This window comes from Paraburkholderia sp. D15, from assembly GCF_029910215.1.
Taxonomy (GTDB): domain Bacteria; phylum Pseudomonadota; class Gammaproteobacteria; order Burkholderiales; family Burkholderiaceae; genus Paraburkholderia.
The window spans coordinates 2,393,563-2,411,966 of record NZ_CP110396.1 but is presented as its reverse complement, the minus strand read 5'-3'; the positions used below and the strand labels follow the sequence as shown (position 1 = coordinate 2,411,966).

At 63.5% G+C, this 18,404-nt stretch carries 15 protein-coding genes; 5 read left to right on the top strand and 10 right to left on the bottom strand.

All coding sequences use genetic code 11. The features are described from left to right. Nucleotides 1–12: 12 nt before the first annotated feature. Genes LFL96_RS30535 through LFL96_RS30525 form a run of 3 tightly spaced genes read right to left on the bottom strand, consistent with a single transcriptional unit; the run spans nucleotide 13 to nucleotide 5,423 of the window. Nucleotides 13–3,198: an efflux RND transporter permease subunit gene (locus LFL96_RS30535; RefSeq protein ID WP_281001618.1), complete on the bottom strand. Its 3,186-nt coding sequence runs from the start codon at nucleotides 3,196–3,198 to the stop codon at nucleotides 13–15. Between the two features lie 57 nt (nucleotides 3,199–3,255). Further along, nucleotides 3,256–4,524: an efflux RND transporter periplasmic adaptor subunit gene (locus LFL96_RS30530; protein WP_281001617.1), complete on the bottom strand. Its 1,269-nt coding sequence runs from the start codon at nucleotides 4,522–4,524 to the stop codon at nucleotides 3,256–3,258. Nucleotides 4,525–4,568: 44 nt separating this feature from the next. Then, on the bottom strand, nucleotides 4,569–5,423 hold the full coding sequence (locus LFL96_RS30525) for an alpha/beta hydrolase (protein WP_281001616.1): 855 nt from the start codon (nucleotides 5,421–5,423) through the stop codon (nucleotides 4,569–4,571). A 172-nt stretch (nucleotides 5,424–5,595) separates the two neighbouring features. Here LFL96_RS30525 and LFL96_RS30520 point away from each other — a divergent pair, with 172 nt between their 5' ends. Beyond that, nucleotides 5,596–6,600, top strand: a complete 1,005-nt coding sequence (locus LFL96_RS30520; RefSeq protein ID WP_281001615.1) for a LysR family transcriptional regulator — start codon at nucleotides 5,596–5,598, stop codon at nucleotides 6,598–6,600. 298 nt (nucleotides 6,601–6,898) lie between these two features. Beyond that, nucleotides 6,899–7,219 carry a DUF4148 domain-containing protein gene (locus LFL96_RS30515; protein ID WP_281001614.1) on the top strand — a complete coding sequence of 107 codons (321 nt, stop codon included), beginning with the start codon at nucleotides 6,899–6,901 and terminating at the stop codon, nucleotides 7,217–7,219. 312 nt (nucleotides 7,220–7,531) lie between these two features. On the opposite strand, the gene LFL96_RS30510 is transcribed toward LFL96_RS30515, so the two are convergent. Beyond that, entirely contained in the window at nucleotides 7,532–8,605 is a 1,074-nt protein-coding gene (locus tag LFL96_RS30510; protein ID WP_281001613.1) for a purine nucleoside permease, read from the bottom strand. A gap of 304 nt (nucleotides 8,606–8,909) precedes the next feature. On the opposite strand from LFL96_RS30510, the gene LFL96_RS30505 reads away from it, so the two are divergent. Further along, nucleotides 8,910–9,890, top strand: a complete 981-nt coding sequence (locus tag LFL96_RS30505) for an aldo/keto reductase (RefSeq protein WP_281001612.1) — start codon at nucleotides 8,910–8,912, stop codon at nucleotides 9,888–9,890. A 61-nt stretch (nucleotides 9,891–9,951) separates the two neighbouring features. Here the strand turns inward: LFL96_RS30505 and LFL96_RS30500 are convergent, their stop codons facing one another. Together LFL96_RS30500 and LFL96_RS30495 are read right to left on the bottom strand one after the other, a co-directional pair. Further along, a complete protein-coding gene (locus LFL96_RS30500) occupies nucleotides 9,952–10,857 on the bottom strand; it encodes a cation diffusion facilitator family transporter (RefSeq protein WP_281001611.1) in 906 nt (301 codons plus the stop codon). 68 nt (nucleotides 10,858–10,925) lie between these two features. After that, nucleotides 10,926–11,789 carry an alpha/beta hydrolase gene (locus LFL96_RS30495; protein WP_281001610.1) on the bottom strand — a complete coding sequence of 288 codons (864 nt, stop codon included), beginning with the start codon at nucleotides 11,787–11,789 and terminating at the stop codon, nucleotides 10,926–10,928. Nucleotides 11,790–12,132: 343 nt separating this feature from the next. On the opposite strand from LFL96_RS30495, the gene LFL96_RS30490 reads away from it, so the two are divergent. Both LFL96_RS30490 and LFL96_RS30485 read left to right on the top strand, forming a co-directional pair. Beyond that, nucleotides 12,133–12,777 (top strand): methylamine utilization protein, encoded by a 645-nt coding sequence (locus LFL96_RS30490; protein WP_281001609.1) that lies wholly within the window; start codon nucleotides 12,133–12,135, stop codon nucleotides 12,775–12,777. Nucleotides 12,778–12,800: 23 nt separating this feature from the next. Continuing rightward, complete coding sequence (locus tag LFL96_RS30485; RefSeq protein ID WP_281001608.1) at nucleotides 12,801–15,167, top strand: EAL domain-containing protein; 2,367 nt, start codon at nucleotides 12,801–12,803, stop codon at nucleotides 15,165–15,167. Nucleotides 15,168–15,198: 31 nt separating this feature from the next. On the opposite strand, the gene LFL96_RS30480 is transcribed toward LFL96_RS30485, so the two are convergent. The 4 genes from LFL96_RS30480 to LFL96_RS30465 all read right to left on the bottom strand — a co-directional run bounded on the left by LFL96_RS30480 (nucleotide 15,199) and on the right by LFL96_RS30465 (nucleotide 18,259). Next, complete coding sequence (locus LFL96_RS30480) at nucleotides 15,199–16,182, bottom strand: anti-sigma factor (RefSeq protein WP_281001607.1); 984 nt, start codon at nucleotides 16,180–16,182, stop codon at nucleotides 15,199–15,201. After that, a complete protein-coding gene (locus tag LFL96_RS30475) occupies nucleotides 16,179–16,736 on the bottom strand; it encodes an RNA polymerase sigma factor (protein WP_281001606.1) in 558 nt (185 codons plus the stop codon). The genes LFL96_RS30480 and LFL96_RS30475 overlap by 4 nt, the downstream gene beginning before the upstream one ends. Before the next feature lie 141 nt (nucleotides 16,737–16,877). Continuing rightward, the gene (locus LFL96_RS30470; RefSeq protein WP_281001605.1) at nucleotides 16,878–17,417 is read right to left on the bottom strand and encodes a DUF3455 domain-containing protein; all 540 of its coding nucleotides are present in this window, start codon (nucleotides 17,415–17,417) and stop codon (nucleotides 16,878–16,880) included. Between the two features lie 86 nt (nucleotides 17,418–17,503). Further along, on the bottom strand, nucleotides 17,504–18,259 hold the full coding sequence (locus LFL96_RS30465) for a superoxide dismutase (protein WP_348638432.1): 756 nt from the start codon (nucleotides 18,257–18,259) through the stop codon (nucleotides 17,504–17,506). Nucleotides 18,260–18,404 lie beyond the last annotated feature (145 nt).

Genomic DNA, 18,404 nt, shown 5'->3' with positions numbered 1-18,404 from the left:
ATTGTTTTCTCCTCAGGCTTCCGTTGCCGGCGCCCCATAGTGCGGCGCGTCCTTCTGCGCGACGTGAATCGTCCCGCCCGCCAACGTACGCAGCACCACATAGAACACAGGGGTCAGCATCAGACCGAACAGCGTCACGCCGAGCATGCCGAAGAACACCGCGATACCCATCGCGTGACGCATCTCCGAACCGGCTCCGCTCGACAGCACCAGCGGCACCACACCCATGATGAAAGCGATCGACGTCATCAGAATCGGCCGCAGACGCAGGCGGCTCGCCTCGATTGCCGCCGACAGCGGCGAGTGCCCGTCATGCTCCAGTTCGCGAGCGAACTCGACGATCAGAATCGCGTTTTTCGCGGACAGACCCACCAGCACCATCAAACCGATCTGCGTGAAGATGTTGTTGTCGCCACCCGTGAGCCATACGCCGGTCAGCGCGGACAGCACGCTCATCGGCACGATCAGGATCACCGCGAGCGGCAGCGTCAAACTTTCGTACAGCGCGGCGAGCACGAGGAACACGAGCAGCACGCTGATCGGGAACACCCACATGCCTGCATTGCCGGCCAGAATCTGCTGGTACGTCAGGTCGGTCCATTCCAGCTTCACGCCATGCGGCAACACTTCGGCCGCCACGCGTTCGGCCGCGGCCTGCGCCTGACCCGACGAGTAGCCCGGCGCCGGGCCGCCGTTGATGTCGGCGGCGGTGTAGCCGTTGTAGCGCACCACCATTTCCGGACCATAGGTCGGCGTCACCGTCACCAGCGACGACAACGGCACCATGTCGCCCGCCGCGTTACGCGTCTTCAGTTGCAGGATGTCGTCGGCGCGTTGACGGAACGGCGCATCGGCTTGCACCCGCACCTGATACACGCGGCCGAAGCGGTTGAAGTCGTTCACGTACAACGAGCCCAGATAGATCTGCATCGTGTTGAACACGTCGGTCACCGGCACGCCGAGCTGCTTGGCCTTCACGCGATCCAGGTCCACGTTCAACTGCGGCACGTTGATCTGATAGCTCGAGAAGGTCGGGCCGAGTTCCGGCGTTTGCGCCGCTTTCTTCACGAACGCTTCCGCCGCCTTGTTCAATTCCGCGTAACCGAGCGCGCCGTGATCCTCCAGCTGCATCTTGAAGCCGCCAAGCGTGCCGAGACCGAGCACCGGCGGCGGCGGGAACACCGCGACGAACGAGTCCTTGATGGCCCCGTATTGCTGGTTCAACGCACCGGCAATCGCACCGGCCGAGAGCGTCTTGCTGCCGCGCTCCTTGAACGGCTTGAGCGTGACGAACACGATGCCCGCGCTCGAACTATTCGTGAAGCCGTTCACCGACAGACCCGGGAACGCCACCGCGCTTTCCACGCCCGGCTGCTTCAACGCGATCGCGCTCATGTCGCGAATCACTTTTTCCGTGCGGTCGAGCGACGCGCCATTCGGCAACTGCGCGAATGCAATCAGATACTCCTTGTCCTGCGCCGGCACGAAGCCGCCCGGCACCACGCGCGAGATCAGCACGGTCGCGCCCAGCAGGATCGCGTACACCACCAGCATCGCGCCCTTACGACGCAGCACGCCGGTCACGCCGCGGCCATATTCGGTCGAGCCGCGATGGAACACCTTGTTGAAGCGCTTGAAGAAACCGCCGAGCAGACGATTCATCACGCGCGTCAGGAAGTCTTCCTTCGCACCATGGCTGCGCAACAGCATCGCGGACAAGGCCGGCGACAGCGTCAGCGAGTTGAACGCCGAGATCACCGTCGAGATCGCGATGGTCATCGCGAACTGCTTGTAGAACTGACCCGTCAGGCCCGTCATGAACGCGAGCGGCACGAACACGGCGACCAGCGTCAGCGCGATCGCGATGATCGGCCCGCTCACCTCCTGCATCGCCTTGTACGTCGCATCGCGCGCACTCAGCCCGTTCTCGATGTTCCGCTCGACGTTCTCCACCACCACGATCGCATCGTCCACCACGATCCCGATCGCGAGCACCATGCCGAACAGCGACAGCGCATTGATCGAGAAGCCGAACGCGAGCAGCAGCGAAAACGTCCCCACGATCGACACCGGCACCGCGATCAACGGAATGATCGACGCGCGCCACGTCTGCAGGAACACGATCACCACGATCACCACCAGCGCGATCGCTTCGAGCAGCGTATGCACGACCGCCTCGATACTCGAACGCACGAACTGCGTCGGGTCATAGACGATCTTGTATTCGACGCCCGCCGGCATGTCTTCGGAGAGTTCCTTCATCGCCGAGCGCACCTGATCGGAAATCGCCAGCGAGTTCGCGCCCGGTGCCTGGTTGATCGCGAGCGCGACCGCCGGCTTGTTGTCGAGCAACGAACGCAGCCCGTATTCCGAAGCCGCGAGTTCGATCCGCGCGACGTCGCGCAGATAGGTCACGCCACCGTCCGGCGTGGTCTTGACGATGATGTCGCCGAATTCGCCTTCAGTGCGCAAGCGGCCGCGCGCATTCACCGACAGCTGCAACTGCGTGCCCGGCACCGAAGGCGATGCGCCGATCACACCGGCCGCCACCTGGATGTTCTGCTCGCGAATCGCGTTGACCACTTCGGTCGCCGTCAAACCGCGCTGCGCGACTTTCTGCGGATCGAGCCACACGCGCATCGCGTAGTCGCCCGAGCCCCACAGTTGCACTTCACCCACGCCCTGAATCCGCGCGAGACGATCCTTGACGTTCAGCAGCGCGTAGTTGCGCAGATACGTCATGTCGTAACGATTGTTCGGCGAGATCAGGTGGACCACCATGGTCAGCGTCGGCGAGCTCTTGATGGTCGTCACGCCGAGCCGCTGCACGTCTTCCGGCAAACGCGGCAGCGCCTGGTTCACGCGGTTCTGCACCAGTTGCGTCGCGAGGTCCGGATTGGTGCCGAGCTTGAAGGTCACCGTCAGCGTGAGATTGCCGTCGCTGTTCGCTTGCGACTGCATGTACAGCATGTTCTCGACGCCATTGATCTGCTCTTCGAGCGGCGAGGCGACCGCCTCGGCGATCACCTTCGGATTCGCGCCCGGATACTGCGCGTGCACCACCACGGACGGCGGCACGACTTCCGGGTACTCCGAGATCGGCAGCTTGAAGAGCGAAATGATGCCCGCCAGCAGAATCAGTACCGACAACACGCCGGCAAAGATCGGCCGATCGATAAAGAATTTGGATATGTTCATGGAAAGCTCTTAACGTTGGAGGATGCGCCGCCGGGTTCGGCTCGCGGCGCACTCAACTCACGAATTCTTGTCCGACTTGGTGCGCGGCTGCGCTTGTGCCTGCGTCTGCGACTGCGTCTGTGCTGGCTTCGTCGCTTGCGCGGGCGATTGCGCAAGCGGCGCGCTGTTCGGATCCACATCGGCATCCATCGGCACCATGTGGGCGCGGATCTGATCGCCCGGACGCACACGCTGCACGCCATTCACGACGATACGGTCGGTCGCCTGCAAGCCGCCCTTCACCACGCGCAGATTGCCCTGCATGCTGCCCACCGAAATCTCGCGATACGCGACCTTGTTGTTCTGATCGACCACCAGCACGAACTTCTTGTCCTGGTCGGTGCCGACGGCGGCGTCGTCGATCAGCAGCGCCGGATGCGGCGCGCTACCGCCGACCTTCACGCGTGCGTACAAGCCGGGAATCAGCGACCCGTCCTGGTTATCGAAGCGCGCGCGCACACGGATCGTGCCGGACGACGTATCCAGACGGTTGTCCACCGACTCGATCGTGCCGCTGCGCGAATAGCCGGTTTCGTCGGCGAGGCCGAGTTCCACCGGCACCTTGCTGCCGTCTTTCGCGCGGCTCAGGTACTGCAGGTACGTTTGTTCGTCCGCGTCGAACGATGCGTAGATCGGCGACACCGACACCAGCGTGGTCAGCGGCGTCGCGCTCGCGCCCGCGGCCACCACGTTGCCCACCGTGATTTCCGCGCGCGACACGCGACCCGATACCGGCGCGACGATCTTCGTATAGCCGAGGTTGATGCGTGCGGTTTCGAGCGCGGCCTGCGCGGCCTTCAGGTTGGCGCTCGCTTCGCGCGCGGCGTTCTGGCGGTCGTCGTAGTCGCGCTTGGCGATCGCGTTGTCGACGATCAGGCGTTGCGCACGCTCCCAATCGCTTTGCGTGTAACCCGTGCGCGCCTGCGCGGCCGCGAGTTGCGCTTCGGCGCGATCCACTTCCGCTGCGTACGGACGCGGATCGATCACGAACAGCGTGTCGCCTTTCTTCACGAGCGCGCCGTCCTTGAAATTGACGGACACGATGGTGCCCGGCACCTGCGAACGCACATCGACTTTTTCGACGGCTTCGAGACGGCCCGAATAGCTCTGCCAGTCGGTGATCGTCTTCTGCACCACGGTGGCGACGTCGACTTCCGGCACGATGGTCGGTGCGGCCGGCGAGCTCGCATCGACGCGGATCGCGCCGAACGTGCCCAGCCCGGCCACGACGAGAACGGCAAGCGCTGCGATCGCCACACGGCGACGGGAAAGAGGAAGGATGGTCATAAGTAGCTCCCGGTATCGTTGATTGACTGTCTGGTTATTTCTGTTCATCGGTGAGCGCGTGCGTCGAAGCGCCACTGAAAAAATCGCACCGCCTCCTGCAACGCGGGCGGATGATCGGCCAGTGCCGCATGCGACACGCTCGGATAGCGGACCACCTGGGTCAGCACACCCGCGTCGATCAGGCTGCTGGCGTATTTCTCCGCCTCCACGTGCAGCACGTCGTTTTGCGCCGTCGCGATCAGCGTGGCCGGCAGGCCCGCGAGCCGCGACGATTCGAGCGGCGCGGCATACGGATGCATGCGTTGCGACGCTTGCGGCAGATACGCGCGGTAGCACGCCGCGCATTCTTTTGCCGTGATATCCGAGCCGAGCCGCTTTTCATCGCCGAGCCGCGTGAGGCTCGGATCGAGCATCGGCCCGAACAACGCTTGCGCGGCAATCTGCACGTCGCCGCGATCGCGTGCGATAAACGCGAGGCAGTTGGCCAATTGGCCGCCCGCATCGTGGCCGGCCACGCCGACCTTCCTGCTGTTGCCGCCGAATGCGCGGGCCCGTGTCTGCACCCACAGCGCCGCGCGATGCGCGTCCTCCGGCGCCGCCGGAAAAGGAAACTGCGGCGCCAGCGAGTAACCGACCGACACCACCAGCGCAGGTAAGTGTTCGGCGAAATAGCGCGCGGCGTAGTCCGCGCATTCGATCGAGCCCTTCGTGAAGCCGCCGCCGTGGAAATAAAGCAGTACCGGCAGTGCGGTTTTCCGGCCTTGCCGGTACAAACGCAACGTAATGTCCTGGGCGTACCCTTCGATCTGTACGTCAGTGACCTCGAGTGCCGTGCTGTCGGCCTCTGCCACACCGCTACCGGTGGGCACGAAGGAGTACGGCGGTTTAAATGCATCCATGTCGAGCCGCGCAATGCGCATAGAACTTCAATGGTGCGAATTGTGGGTTCGGCAGACTCGTAAATAAATGCCTATAATCCGGCAACACAATTCGGCGCCCTTGAACAATCCACTGCGATTGTCTGCGGATTCGGTTTCCGCTCAGTGCGCCCGCCCCTTCCGGAGGTTTGCAATGGACCGGCTTCAGGCCATGCAAGTGTTCACGCGTGTCGTCGACACCAACAGCTTTACCCGCGCAGCGGAAACGCTCGACCTGCCGCGCGCATCGGTCACTACCATCATCCAGAATCTCGAGGCGTTCCTCGGCACGCGCTTGATGCACCGGACCACGCGGCGTCTGTCGCTCACGCCGGACGGCGCGGCGTATTACGAACGTTGCGTGCGCATCCTCGCGGATGTCGAGGAAACCGAGGCGAGTTTCCAGAGCGGCAATAAAAAGCCGCACGGCAAACTGCGCATCGACATGCCCGGCTCGATCGGGCGTCTGCTGGTGATTCCTTCGCTGTGTGAATTCCACACGCGCTATCCGGATATCGACCTGCAACTGGGTCTGACGGATCGTCCGGTCGACCTGCTGCAGGAAGGCGTGGATTGCGTGGTGCGGGTAGGCGCGCTACAGGATTCCTCGCTGGTGGCGCGACGAATCGGCCTGTTCGAAGGGGTCACCTGCGCGGCGCCGGAATACATCGAGCGGTTTGGCATGCCGTCTTCGCTCGAAGACCTGGACAATCACAAAGCGGTCAATTACTTTTCGAGCCGCACGGGTCGCACGCTCGATTGGGCCTTCATGGTGGATGGCAAAGAAGTCGAAGTGAAAATGAAGAGCATTGTTTCGGTGAACGACGCCGACGCGTACGTGACTTGCGGACTCGAAGGCTTCGGTCTGATTCAGCCAGCGCTCTTCATGGTGTTGCCGCATCTGCGCTCGGGACAGTTGGTGGAGGTGTTGCCGGAACTTAAACCACTGCCGATGCCGATTTCCGCAGTCTATCCGCACAGTCGTCATCTGTCGCCTAAAGTCCGCGTTTTCGTAGACTGGATCGCGGAGGTGTTCGACCGTTGTCCGTTGCTCAGCGGACGCGGCCGTCTCGACGCAACGTGCACGAAGCGCACGTTCGAAGAACGCGAGTCCGCACCTGAACTCGACACGCCCGTCATCACCGAATGGGTTGCATGAGCTCGGAAACGACGACAACCGCCGACGCGAGAAAACCCGCTTAATTTAGGGGTTATTTGTCGAAGTTCTGTTGAAGTACAGGTTTTGAAACAGTGAATTCCAACCGCGGCGCTAATGCCGCGGTTGTCTCTTCTTGATCTCCCTCCTCTCCTGCTGTTCACACGGGCTTCACGACGATTGTTCCGGAATCGCGACAATTCATTTCGTGAAAGCGCGATTTATCCGCACTCTCCCGACGTCTACATTTCACCCTGTCGCGGCGCCCGGTGCGCTGCCAACGAATCGACAGGAGTGAATCATGAAACGCAATCTGTTAGCAGGTCTGGCTCTTTCGCTGCTTGCCGGCGCTCTCGGCGCCCCGGCGTTCGCGCAAGGCGGTGGCGGCATCGGCCACGCGGGCACATACCAAGCCCAGGCTACGGCCACGACGCCCACCACGGGCAAGACGCGCGCCGAAGTGCAGGCTGAACTGGTCGCCGCGTATCGCGACGGTTCGTTGCCTTCGCTGAATCGCACCACGTATCCGAACAAAGGCCTGATCGGTCAGACCCAAGCCGCGCGTATCGCGTTGCAGGAAGGCCATAACGGCGACGTGACGCGCGTGGCCGAAGGGCAATAAGGCGACACGCCAGACTGGACGCAAAGAAGTCAAAGCCGTCGCGATGATTCGGTTTCCAGAAGAAATGATCGACGCGGCGCCAAACATGCACTCTTCAAAAAGGAGCACATCATGACACCTTCAGAACTCGACCATTGGGATTCCGACGCCGCCGTGTGGACGCCGTATCGCGCGCCGCAACGGTAAGTGTGTCGTTGGCAGTGTGCGAGCCTGACCGCGGAGCGATCCTCCGCCGGCAGGCTCGTTTTTCATGCGGCTTCGATCGAAGCTTGATTAACCGTCGATCGGCAATGTAGTCGCAATACGACGGAATTAACGCTTCGGCACGCCGTCGCGCCATTCGCCCCAATGCGTGGAAATATCCTGCACCAGCGGATTACCCGAGCGGAACAGGTTTTCGATCGCGATCGTGAAGCCGCCTTGCGCCGCATAGTTCAGCAGATTGTCGGCACTGGTCTGCCCGTCGTACGGACGGTCGAAGTCGGAACCCGCACGCACCACCGCCACGCGATTCAGATCGACCTTATGCACCGACGCCGCGCGCTTCAGCGCTTCGTAGGTCGCGTTGTCCTCCTGCTGCGTCGTGCAGTAGACGCCCTTGCCGTCCGTCATGATTTTGGTCCAGTCGCGCGCGCGTTGACCAATCAGCGTACCCGACCACCACGTGTCGCCGGCGAGCGTGTCGCATTGAATCACCGCGGGCGGCCGGTTGGCCGGGGCATAGGAATATTTGGCGCGCGCGGCCTGGGCCTGCGCGTTATCCGACAACGCGACGTTGCGCGACAGCGCGAACGCGGTATCGGCAAGCTGCGGATTCAACTGGAAGACTTCGGTGCGATAGTCCAGCGGCGGCTTGACCGTCGGCCCCGTCGTGTTGATGCCGAGGTAGCCGGTATTCCAGCCCGGCGGAATTTCACGTCCGTCGAGTTCCCACTGAATGCCGAAGTCCACCAGGTACTTCGCCCACGCGGCCGAACCCACCGTGCCCTGCTGCGGATCGATACCCGCGATGCCCGCCACCATGAAGTACGTATGCCGCAGATCGAAACGCGGCGAGAACGTCAACGCCATGATCGACGCGGTGGCATTCGCGTGACCCATGCCGGTGGTCATCACGCACACATCCTGCTTGTTGCAATGAACTGTCGGGTAATCGGGCGATAGACCGTCGACGGCAATATCGCGCCACGGTCCGAGGCGGTCGAGCCACACCTGCCCTTCCGGTCCGAACATCGAAATGATCATCACCTTGACGGGGCGGCCGTGCGAACCGTAGTCCGCTTGCGAGAAACCGGCATTGTCGTCCGCGCTGGCGGGGCCTGACGTAAAGGCCGCGCAAGCAGCCAGCGTGACCGCGCAAAGCGCACCGAGTGTACGAGTCAGCATCGATATCTTCCTTTTTGTGCTTGTGATGCAGGTTGAGAGAGTGTGCCGCTTTCAAGCCGAAAGAAGTATAGGTGTGACGAAACCGTTTGCCACTACGCAGCGCATCAATTCCACCGCGCCACGCCACGGTAATTCGTAAAACAATGCGGATCGGCTCAACCTCCCTATTCGATCCTCGGTTCAGCCCGCCTCACTGCGCGTTCTTCGCCGCGTTTCTATAATCGAAGGTCCGCCGCATCACGGAACGCCCTGTCACGCGTCACGCACCGCCTTTGTGCACCTCACTCCCACCTGGAGCACCACGATGGACTATGTGAAACTCGGCCGCACCGGCCTCGATGTATCGCGTCTTTGTCTCGGTTGCATGAGTTACGGCGTGCCCGCACGCGGCACGCATCCCTGGTCGCTCAACGACGAAGCGGCGCGGCCCTTCATCAAGCAGGCGCTCGATCACGGCATCAATTTCTTCGACACCGCGAACGTCTATTCGGACGGCACCAGCGAGGAGATCGTCGGCCGCGCGCTGAAGGATTTTGCGAAGCGCGACGAGATCGTGCTGGCCACCAAGGTCAACAGCCGCATGCATCCGGGTCCGAACGGCGCGGGGCTGTCGCGCAAGGCGATCATGTCGGAGATCGATCACAGTCTGCGGCGGCTCGGTACCGACTACGTCGACCTGTATCAGATCCATCGCTGGGACGACCGCACGCCGATCGAGGAAACCATGGAGGCGCTGCACGATGTCGTGAAGGCGGGCAAGGCTCGCTATATCGGCGCGTCGTCGATGTACGCATGGCAATTCGCCAAGGCATTGCACGTCGCCGAGCGCCATGGCTGGACGCGTTTCGTGACGATGCAGAACTACGTGAACCTGCTGTACCGCGAGGAAGAGCGCGAAATGCTGCCGCTGTGCGAAAGCGAAGGAATCGGTGTGATTCCATGGAGTCCGCTCGCGCGCGGACGTTTGACCCGCGACTGGAACACTGAAAGCGCCCGCTCCGAAACCGACGAATTCGGCCGCACGCTGTATGCGCAGACCGAAGACGCGGATCGGAAAATCGTCGAGCGGGTCGGCAAGATTGCCGACGGGCGCGGCGTGCCGCGTGCGCAGGTCGCGCTAGCGTGGGTATTGCAGAAGAAGCCGATTACCGCGCCGATCGTCGGTGCAACGAAACTGCATCACCTCGACGACGCGGTCGCGGCACTCTCGTTGAATCTGAGCGACGACGAAATCCGTCAACTCGAAGAACTTTACGTGCCGCACGCGGTGGCGGGATTCAAATGAACGGGCGGTAAAGCGAACACGATAACGCGCGATCAAGGTAGTCGAAGCAATAACGACCACCTCAAGCGCGCGGCACGTCCGGTTCGAAAAACACCCAGCGGACTTGCGGGAACGCCGCCTGCAGGTCCGCCTCGATCACGTTGATCGCGTCCACCATCGCGCGGCCGCTCGCGTAATCGATCATTTCCGCCTGCACGGCCACCACCACGTGACGCCCCCATTGCAGCGTGATCATATTGATGATGCTGCGAATCTCGCTGCGCGCGCGCAGATGCGCCTCGATCGCGCGGCGTACTTCCGGACTCGCCGATTCGCCGACGATCATCGACTTCACTTCGCGCGCCACCAGCCACGCGATCGCCATCAGCAGCAACCCCACGCCGATCGAACCCAACGCGTCGTACAGCGGATTGCCGGTAATCATGGTCAGCAACACCGCGGCGAAGGCCATCGCGAGACCCGCCAACGCGGCAATGTCTTCGCCCGCGACCACCAGCAGATCCGACTCGCGCGTTTCGCGAAACCAGCGCCACATGCTTTTATCCGGATGCGTCTTGCGAATTTCCTTGACCGCGCCCCACAGCGACAGCGCCTCCAGCACGACCGACACGCCCAGCACCGTCAGCGCCACATACGCGTATTGCAGCGGCTCGCGCGCGAACAGACGATGTACGCCTTCATAGACCGAGAACGCACCGCCGACGAAAAACAGCAGCAACGCCACCAGCAACGAATAGAAATTGATTTCGCGGCCGCTGCCCATGGGATGCAACGGGCTCGCGGGTTTGCGCGCTTCGCGCAGGCCGAACAGCAACAGCAGTTGATTGCCGCAATCGGCGGTGGAGTGAATCGCCTCGGCGAACATCGAGCCGGAACCGGTGAACGCGGCTGCCGCGAACTTGCAGACGGCAATGCCGAGGTTGGCGGCAAGGGCATAGAAAATGGCTTTCGGCGATTCTTCTTTCATCGGCGTGGACGCGTCCTTGGGTTTTTGGCGCCAATCATACCGCACCGCCTGGACGCGACCGGCCTACATCAGTTCTTGACGGAAGTCGCCGCGGTGGTCGCCGCAGTGGTCGTCGCGGCGCCCGCTTCGTGACCCGCTGCTTGAAGAATGAGGTTGGCGATTTCCTGCGGATGCGACACGAGCGACAGATGCCCCGCATCCAGCTCGATCGTCTTCGCCTTCATGCGCGCGGCGAGAAAGCGTTCGAGATCGGGCGAGATCGTCTGATCGTCACGAGACACGGCGTAGAAGACCGGCTTCACGTGCCAGCCCGCCGACGTGGTCCGCTCGCCGAACAGCGAAGCAGCGGTCGGCCATTGCTCCGCGTACAGCGCCTTCGCCTGATCCGGCGTGACGCCGTTGGCGAAATAGCGGAGGTAGGCCGTTTCGGAAATCGTCGTCAGCCCGTCATGATTTTCGACGCCCGCGCGTACCGGCATGGTCGGAAACTTGCCCGACAGCGCGACGAAATCCTCGTTGGCGTCGGGCGCACGCGCGGCGACGTAGACCAGCGCCGAGACCTTCGGGTCGCCGCCCACATCGCTGACCACCGTGCCGCCCCACGAATGACCGACGAGCACCGTGGGACCATCCTGCAATGCCAGCGCGCGGCGTGTGGCGGCATCCGAATCCGCGAGCGACGTGAGCGGATTCTGCACTGCCGTCACATGCATGCCGGCTGCCTGCAGGCGTTCCACCACGCCGTTCCAGCTGGAACCGTCGGCCCATGCGCCATGCACCAGCACGACGTTATTGGCTCGCACAGGCGCAACTTGCGACGTGGTTTGCGCCGACGCGATGCCGGGAAAAAGCGCCGCGCTCAATGCGGTGAGTGCGGTGAGCGCAGTGAGTGTTGCAACTGCGGCGACATTCGGGAGACGAAGAGTTTTCATGGCGGTTCGAAAAAAGAGAGTTCAAGGTCGGCGAACGCAATCATGCAAACACGCAATCACGCGATAACGTGATGCCGCTAACAGGTCGCGACGCCCGTTCATGTTCATGGACGTGACCTGACCGTAAACCCGCCTCGATCGCCTTTATTCCGGAGATTTTTTACTCTCGATGTCAAAGCTCGCCCGCCGATAGATTCGCCCGATCGACTCGTTTGAATAAATTCATCGGTTGAAGATGGAATAGTTTCGCGCGCAACGTGTTGTACCTCTCGACGCGCGCGCACGACACGGGGTTGTGCCTCTTCTCGCGCTTCGTGCTTCGCCACTCCAACTCGACGCGACCATGACAATTCAAAGATCATTCCGAACGGGCCTGCGCCGATTGCTGCTCGCATCGACCCGCTTCATGCTGGCCGTGCTCGCCGCCCATGCCGTTCCAGCCGCAGCCGCGACGCTGCAAGTCCACGTCGCCGATGCAGGCGGCGCCCCCATCCAGGACGCCGTGATCTACGCGACGCCAATGGATGGCCACCTGCCGTCGCGCGCGCCGCTCGGCGCGGAGATCGCGCAGCGGAACAAGACCTTCGTGCCGCTCGTCTCCGTGATCCAGACCGGCGCCGCGGTCAAACTGCCGAATCTCGACGACATCGCGCACGACGTCTATTCGCTCTCCGCGCCCAAGCGTTTCGAGCTGAAGCTGTACCGGGGTGTGCCCGCGCATCCGGTGGTGTTCGACAAACCGGGGCTGGTCGTGCTCGGCTGCAATATCCACGACATGATGGTCGCGTATCTACTCGTCGTGCATACGCCCTACTTCGCCAAGACCGACGCCAACGGCAACGCGAGCCTGGCCGATCTACCCGCGGACCGTTATCGTGTGACCGCCTGGCATTACCGGCAGAGCGACGCGAATGCGCGGCCCGAACAGATTGTCGGCACATCCGGCCACGCCGCGACGACCTTCACCCTCAAACTCAACGCCGAATAACGGCGCATCAGGGAATGCGCTCCATGCGTCTCAATCGACTGTGGTCGAAAATCGCCCTCGTCTTCGTGTTGCTGATGCTCGCGATTCAGGCAGCAGTGTTCATCGCCACCAATACCGTGATCGTGTCGGTGGCGCGCGCGAATGTCGACGAACAATTGATCGTCGGCGAACGCGTATTCGCGCGCGTGCTGCAATCGGATATCGAAAAGCTGACCCAGGCGGCGGCGGTGGTCGCGGCGGATTTCGGTTTTCGCGAAGCGGTCGCGCTGCGCGACCAGACGACGATTCTGTCCGCGCTGCAAAACCAGGGCGGCCGCATCAATGCCGATATCGTGATGCTGGTCGGACTCGACGGTAGCCTGATCCCGGACAGTCACGGCCCTCAGAGCGCGATGCGGCAGTTTCCGTTTCCGTCGCTGATCCAGCACGCCGCGCGTCAGGGCGCCGCCTCGCTGATCGGCGTGATCAACGGCCGGCCTTACGAAATCGTGACCGTGCCCGTGAAAGCGCCGCTGACCATCGCCTGGGTCGTGATGGGCTTCGCGATCGACGACACGCTCGCGCACGACCTGCACGAGATCGCATCGCTCGACGTCTCGTTCATGTCGCTGTCCGCGAACGGCGGCTGGCAGGTCCTCGCAAGCTCGCTGCCCGCCGGACAACGCGCCGCGCTGCAACTCGCGAGCCGCGCGGCCATCCGGGCCGATGGTCACAACCGCAACCTGCGCCTGAACGACGACTTCGGTTCGCGGCTGGTGTGGCTCACGCTGCCGGGCCGGCCCGTGATCGCCGTCTTGCAGAAGTCGCTGCGCGAAGCGATGGCGCCGTATCGTCAATTGCAATCCATGCTGCTTCTGCTCACGCTTGGCGGCGTGGCCATCTCGATCGCCGGCGCGGCGCTGACCGCACGCAGCGTCACGCGGCCGCTGGCGGAATTGACGCGTTTCGCGCGGCGGATCGGACGCGGCGAATACGGTCCGCCGATCCAGCTCGAGCAGAAGGACGAACTCAGCGAACTCGCGGTCGCGTTCGGCCAGATGAGTCAGGGCATTGCCGAGCGCGAGGCGCGCATCATGGATCTCGCTTACGTCGATACGCTCACGGGCCTGCCGAATCGCGTGTCGTTCAACGAGCGCCTGCACGAAGCGATCGATGAAGCAGCGAAGCGGAACGGCTCGACCGCGATGCTGATGCTGGACATGGACCGCTTCAAGTATGTGAACGATATGCTCGGTCATCGCATCGGCGATCTGTTGCTGCATGAAGTCGGCAATCGTTTGAGCGCCTGCTTGCCGTCGACATCGGACACGGTCGCGCGTCTCGGCGGCGACGAATTCGCGGTGTTATTGCCCGACGGCGATCTGAACGCCGCGCGGCGCGTGGCGAACCGGATACTCAAAACACTGGAGCAACCCATTCTGCTCGAAGGCCAGGTCGTGGACGTCGCCGCGAGCATCGGCATCGTCACCTTCCCGCATGACGGCACCGACGCCCATGTTCTGCTGCGCCGCGCGGACGTCGCGATGTATTCGGCAAAGCGCGACAACAGCAGCGTGTCCGTGTTCGCGCATCACGACGAACTGCCCGGCGCCGAACGCTTGTCGTTGATGAGCGGTCTGCGTCACGCGATCGAACACGGCGAGCTGCGCCTCTACTATCAGCCCAAGCTCGATCTCGCCACCAACACCATGGCGCACGTGGAAGCGCTCGTGCGTTGGGAACATCCGTTGCGCGGCATGGTGCCGCCCGGCGAGTTCATTCCGTTCGCCGAACAGACCGGCTTCATTCGCCGGATCTCACGCTGGGTCGTCGGCGAAGCGGTCGCGCAATGTGCGCGCTGGCACGCCAAGGGACTGGAGCTCAGCGTGTCGGTCAACGTGTCCGCGCGCGATCTGGTCGGCAGCGATCTGCCCGACGTGCTTGCCGCGCTGCTGCATAACCACGGCGTCGCGCCGCGCTGGCTGTGGATCGAGATCACCGAAAGCGCGCTGATGGACGACCCGTCGCATGCGATGGCGACGCTGGATCGTCTGCACGGTCTCGGCATTCGCCTTTCGATCGACGATTTCGGCACCGGTTATTCGTCGCTCTCGTATCTGAAGCGGATGCCGGTCGACGAACTCAAGATCGACCGCTCGTTCGTGACGGGCATGGTGAAGGATGCGAGCGACGAGGTGATCGTTCGCTCGACGATCGCGCTGGCGCACAACATGGGTTTGAGCGTGGTCGCCGAGGGCGTCGAGGACGCGCAGACGCTGGAGCGCTTGCGCGCGCTAGGTTGCGATGTCGCGCAGGGCTACCACCTGAGCCGTCCGCTGACGGCCGACGCGCTCGAAACGTGGATGGCACGCCGCGCCGATACGGCGCAACACGACGAAGTCAATCCGTAACGATCGTCCGCTGGCATAGCCAGCGGACGGTTCAGCCCTTGGGCGTCTCGCGGCCGCTGTCGTCCCTGCCGATCGTGGCCGCCACCTGGCCGTTGTAAAGCTGCTTGCCGAGCGCGTCGAGATCGACGCTGCCGGGCTCGCCGATCAGCGCATAGCCCAATTGCCCGCGACGCCACGCGACCACGTCCATGCCATGCACGTTCGCGCTGGACGGCGCCGCATCGGCCTTGGCTTCCTTCAGCACGCACAACGCGACCGGCTTGCCCTTCTCCGGCAGATAGACGATCTGCACGAGCGGCTTGTCGTGAAAGCGCAGACGCTGCACGCGTTTGAACGTCAAGCCCTGGCTGCGCAGATCGGGAATCTGCACGGCAAGATCGTCGGTGTGACGAATGTCGGCGACAGTAGCAGCCGTGAAATTCGCGTCGGGTTGCAGCAGCGCGACCGTGTCGCGCGTATAGAGCTGCTGATAGCCGGCGGCCGCCTTGATCCACGGCGTCATGCCGGCATCGTTCGATGCGGTGCTGAGCGCGCCGCTGCCGCTTGCGCCCGTCAGTTGCGGCACGAGCCGCAAGCCGACCGCGCAGCAGAACACACCCGCCGCGAACGCCAGCGCGAATTTCGGCCACGTGCGCGCCGGCACGGATGGCGCGCGTGGCGTCAGACGATGCACGTTGGCGCCGGGCGGCACTTCGGGTTCATCGGCGGAAGCAGCGGTTTCGGGCGGTTCATGCGCTTCACGAAGCGCTTCGTCGGACTGCGCGACAGGCTGCGCCGAAGCGCCCGCGCGATGTTGCCGGATCATATCCTCGACGCTTCGGCTAAGCGACGCCGGCACCGGCGGCAGCGATTGCTGGGCGAACGCCTCGCCGTACGGCAGTTGCGACGCGCGCAACAGGGACACGCGCGACGCGACATCCGCCGAGTCGTGCATCGCGCGTTCGACCTTCTCGCACTCGTTGGCCGACAGTTCGCCGTCGACATAAGCTAGCAGGATGGCATCGTCGATCTTCATTGCGCTGCCCTCTGCGTGTCGCCGGCGGAGCCTGCCGGCGAGGCGGCGCGTTCGCCGAATTGCGCGCCGATGGTCTGCCGCGCGCGCGACAGCCGGCTCATGATCGTGCCGATCGGCACCCCGAGCGTTTCGGCGGCTTCCGCGTAACTCAAGCCTTCGACCGCGACCAGCAGCATCACGATCCGCTGCGCCTCGGGTAAGCGCTCGACTGCCGCGATGATCTCGCCGCTCAACATGGTGGCTTCCGGATTGCGCGCGCCGGGATCGGCCACGGTTTCAAGAAAGTTGTCGTCCCATTCCATGCTCGACCGGCTGCGCACGTTACGCGCGCGCAACTCGTTGATCCAGGTGGAGTGAACGATGGAGAACATCCAGCTCAGCGGCGACGTGCCCGGCTGCAATTGACCGGCACGTTCGAGGCCGCGCACGCAGGCACGCTGAAGCACATCCTCGGCGTCGTGCTGGTTCCCGCACAGGCGCAGGGAGAATGCCCACAGCCGCGGCAGCATGCCCGGCAGCAAATCGGGCAGAGTCTCGACATCCGCTGTTGACATGATTGACTGGCTGAAAGCAGGGGTTGCGGGCAGGCGCGACGAACGCATACAGGCCGTTGCCGACTGGCCCGAAAAGCTCGCGGATTGTACCTCGTTAATCATGCCGTCGCCGCCCGGACAAAAACCCGACCCCGCCGGATGCTAGCGGTAAAACACGTAGTTCGCGAGGTACGGCGAGCTGCCGAGCTCGCCCTGCGCGGAACACGGCGCCGCCGGCATCGTCCCGCCGACAGTCCGCACCCGCTGCACATACCGCACCGTCGACAGCACGCCGCTGCCTCCCGTGCTGTGCGTTTCCAGCAGCAATTGCGGCACGCTCGCGGCCGTGTCGCTCGGACGTTGCGCCAGCACGTGCCCGACGATCCGGCTGCCGTCGTCGGCTTCCCACGAGGGGCCCGCGCCGTGACGCAGCGCCGCGTGCCCGCTCGCGTCGTACAGCGTCGCCTGCGGCTGCTTGAACACCCAGCCCAGCCTGTGCTGCGCGTCGTATTCGCACGCGTAGATCTGCACGCCGGACGCGGTGAGCGTCATCGCGCGTTCGCCTTGCGGCGGATCGATGGACGCCGGCGTAGCCGGAGGCGAGGCGGCCGGAACCGCCGCGCAGGCAGCCAGCGCCGCCGCACTGACGACGAGCGCGACAAGGCCGACGACGGAGCCTGGCCGTGAATGAATAGTGAACATGGATCGCACCTTATTGAATGACGTGAGCGATGTGAACGATGTGAACGATGAAGCGCCCACGAGGGCGCCGCCGGGTCAGTGCGTCATCACAGACGCTCGTAATTCGCCGACGCGAACGCCCAGTTCAGATGACGCGACACCGTGGCCACCAGATAGTCCGGACGGCGATTCTGATAGTCGAGGTAATACGCGTGCTCCCAGACGTCGACGGTCAGCAACGGTGCGAGGCCTGCCGTGAACGGCGTTTCCGCGTTACCCGTCTTGACGACCGCCAGCTCGCCGCGATCGACCACCAGCCAGCCCCAGCCGCTGCCGAATTGCGACGCCGAAGTGGCCACGAGCGCTTTCGACAACGCCTCGACGGAACCGAACTTGCGGTCGATCGCTGCCTGCAGTTTCGGGCTCGGCGCATTCGACGCGGGCGTCAGCGAATTCCAGTAGAAGTTGTGGTTCCACGCCTGCGCCGCATTGTTGAACACGTCGGCGAGCGCCGCCTGTCCATGCGACTGCACGATGATCTGTTCCAGCGACGCCTGTTCGAGCGGCGTGCCGGCCAGCAACTTGTGCAGATTGTCGAAATACGCGCGATGGTGCTTGCCGTAGTGAAACGAAATCGTACGCGCGGAAATGGCCGGCTCCAGCGCGTTCTCCGCATACGGCAGCGGCGGCAGCGTTTGCGGCGACACGCCCAGATAGGCGGGCACGACGCTGAGCGTCGGAGCCGCGGGCCTGGTATCGGCCGGCGTCGTCTGACCGAACGCAAAGCGGGAGAGCGCGACGCCGACCGAAGCCAGCGAGCCGGTCGCAATCAGGCGACGGCGGGAAATGAGCGAATTGAGCATGACGGATACCGTGTGTGTAAGGGGAAGCAGCCACCGTCCGGCTACCCGTCAGTCGTGGCCACCCACACAGAACAGCCAGCCTCGCGGGTTTATTCCATCGCGTCGGCGGGTTGGCTCATGGTCTCGTCATGCGTCCTTTTTGCGC

Bases quoted from the DNA above. Each gene is read 5' to 3' on its own strand.
- LFL96_RS30465 (WP_348638432.1), bottom strand. From the start codon at position 18,259: ATGCTCAATTCGCTCATTTCCCGCCGTCGCCTGATTGCGACCGGCTCG.
- LFL96_RS30525 (WP_281001616.1), bottom strand. From the start codon at position 5,423: ATGGATGCATTTAAACCGCCGTACTCCTTCGTGCCCACCGGTAGCGGT.
- LFL96_RS30530 (WP_281001617.1), bottom strand. From the start codon at position 4,524: ATGACCATCCTTCCTCTTTCCCGTCGCCGTGTGGCGATCGCAGCGCTT.
- LFL96_RS30515 (WP_281001614.1), top strand. From the start codon at position 6,899: ATGAAACGCAATCTGTTAGCAGGTCTGGCTCTTTCGCTGCTTGCCGGC.
- LFL96_RS30510 (WP_281001613.1), bottom strand. From the start codon at position 8,605: ATGCTGACTCGTACACTCGGTGCGCTTTGCGCGGTCACGCTGGCTGCT.
- LFL96_RS30500 (WP_281001611.1), bottom strand. From the start codon at position 10,857: ATGAAAGAAGAATCGCCGAAAGCCATTTTCTATGCCCTTGCCGCCAAC.
- LFL96_RS30485 (WP_281001608.1), top strand. From the start codon at position 12,801: ATGCGTCTCAATCGACTGTGGTCGAAAATCGCCCTCGTCTTCGTGTTG.
- LFL96_RS30475 (WP_281001606.1), bottom strand. From the start codon at position 16,736: ATGTCAACAGCGGATGTCGAGACTCTGCCCGATTTGCTGCCGGGCATG.
- LFL96_RS30490 (WP_281001609.1), top strand. From the start codon at position 12,133: ATGACAATTCAAAGATCATTCCGAACGGGCCTGCGCCGATTGCTGCTC.
- LFL96_RS30495 (WP_281001610.1), bottom strand. From the start codon at position 11,789: ATGAAAACTCTTCGTCTCCCGAATGTCGCCGCAGTTGCAACACTCACT.
- LFL96_RS30470 (WP_281001605.1), bottom strand. From the start codon at position 17,417: ATGTTCACTATTCATTCACGGCCAGGCTCCGTCGTCGGCCTTGTCGCG.
- LFL96_RS30520 (WP_281001615.1), top strand. From the start codon at position 5,596: ATGGACCGGCTTCAGGCCATGCAAGTGTTCACGCGTGTCGTCGACACC.
- LFL96_RS30505 (WP_281001612.1), top strand. From the start codon at position 8,910: ATGGACTATGTGAAACTCGGCCGCACCGGCCTCGATGTATCGCGTCTT.
- LFL96_RS30535 (WP_281001618.1), bottom strand. From the start codon at position 3,198: ATGAACATATCCAAATTCTTTATCGATCGGCCGATCTTTGCCGGCGTG.
- LFL96_RS30480 (WP_281001607.1), bottom strand. From the start codon at position 16,182: ATGAAGATCGACGATGCCATCCTGCTAGCTTATGTCGACGGCGAACTG.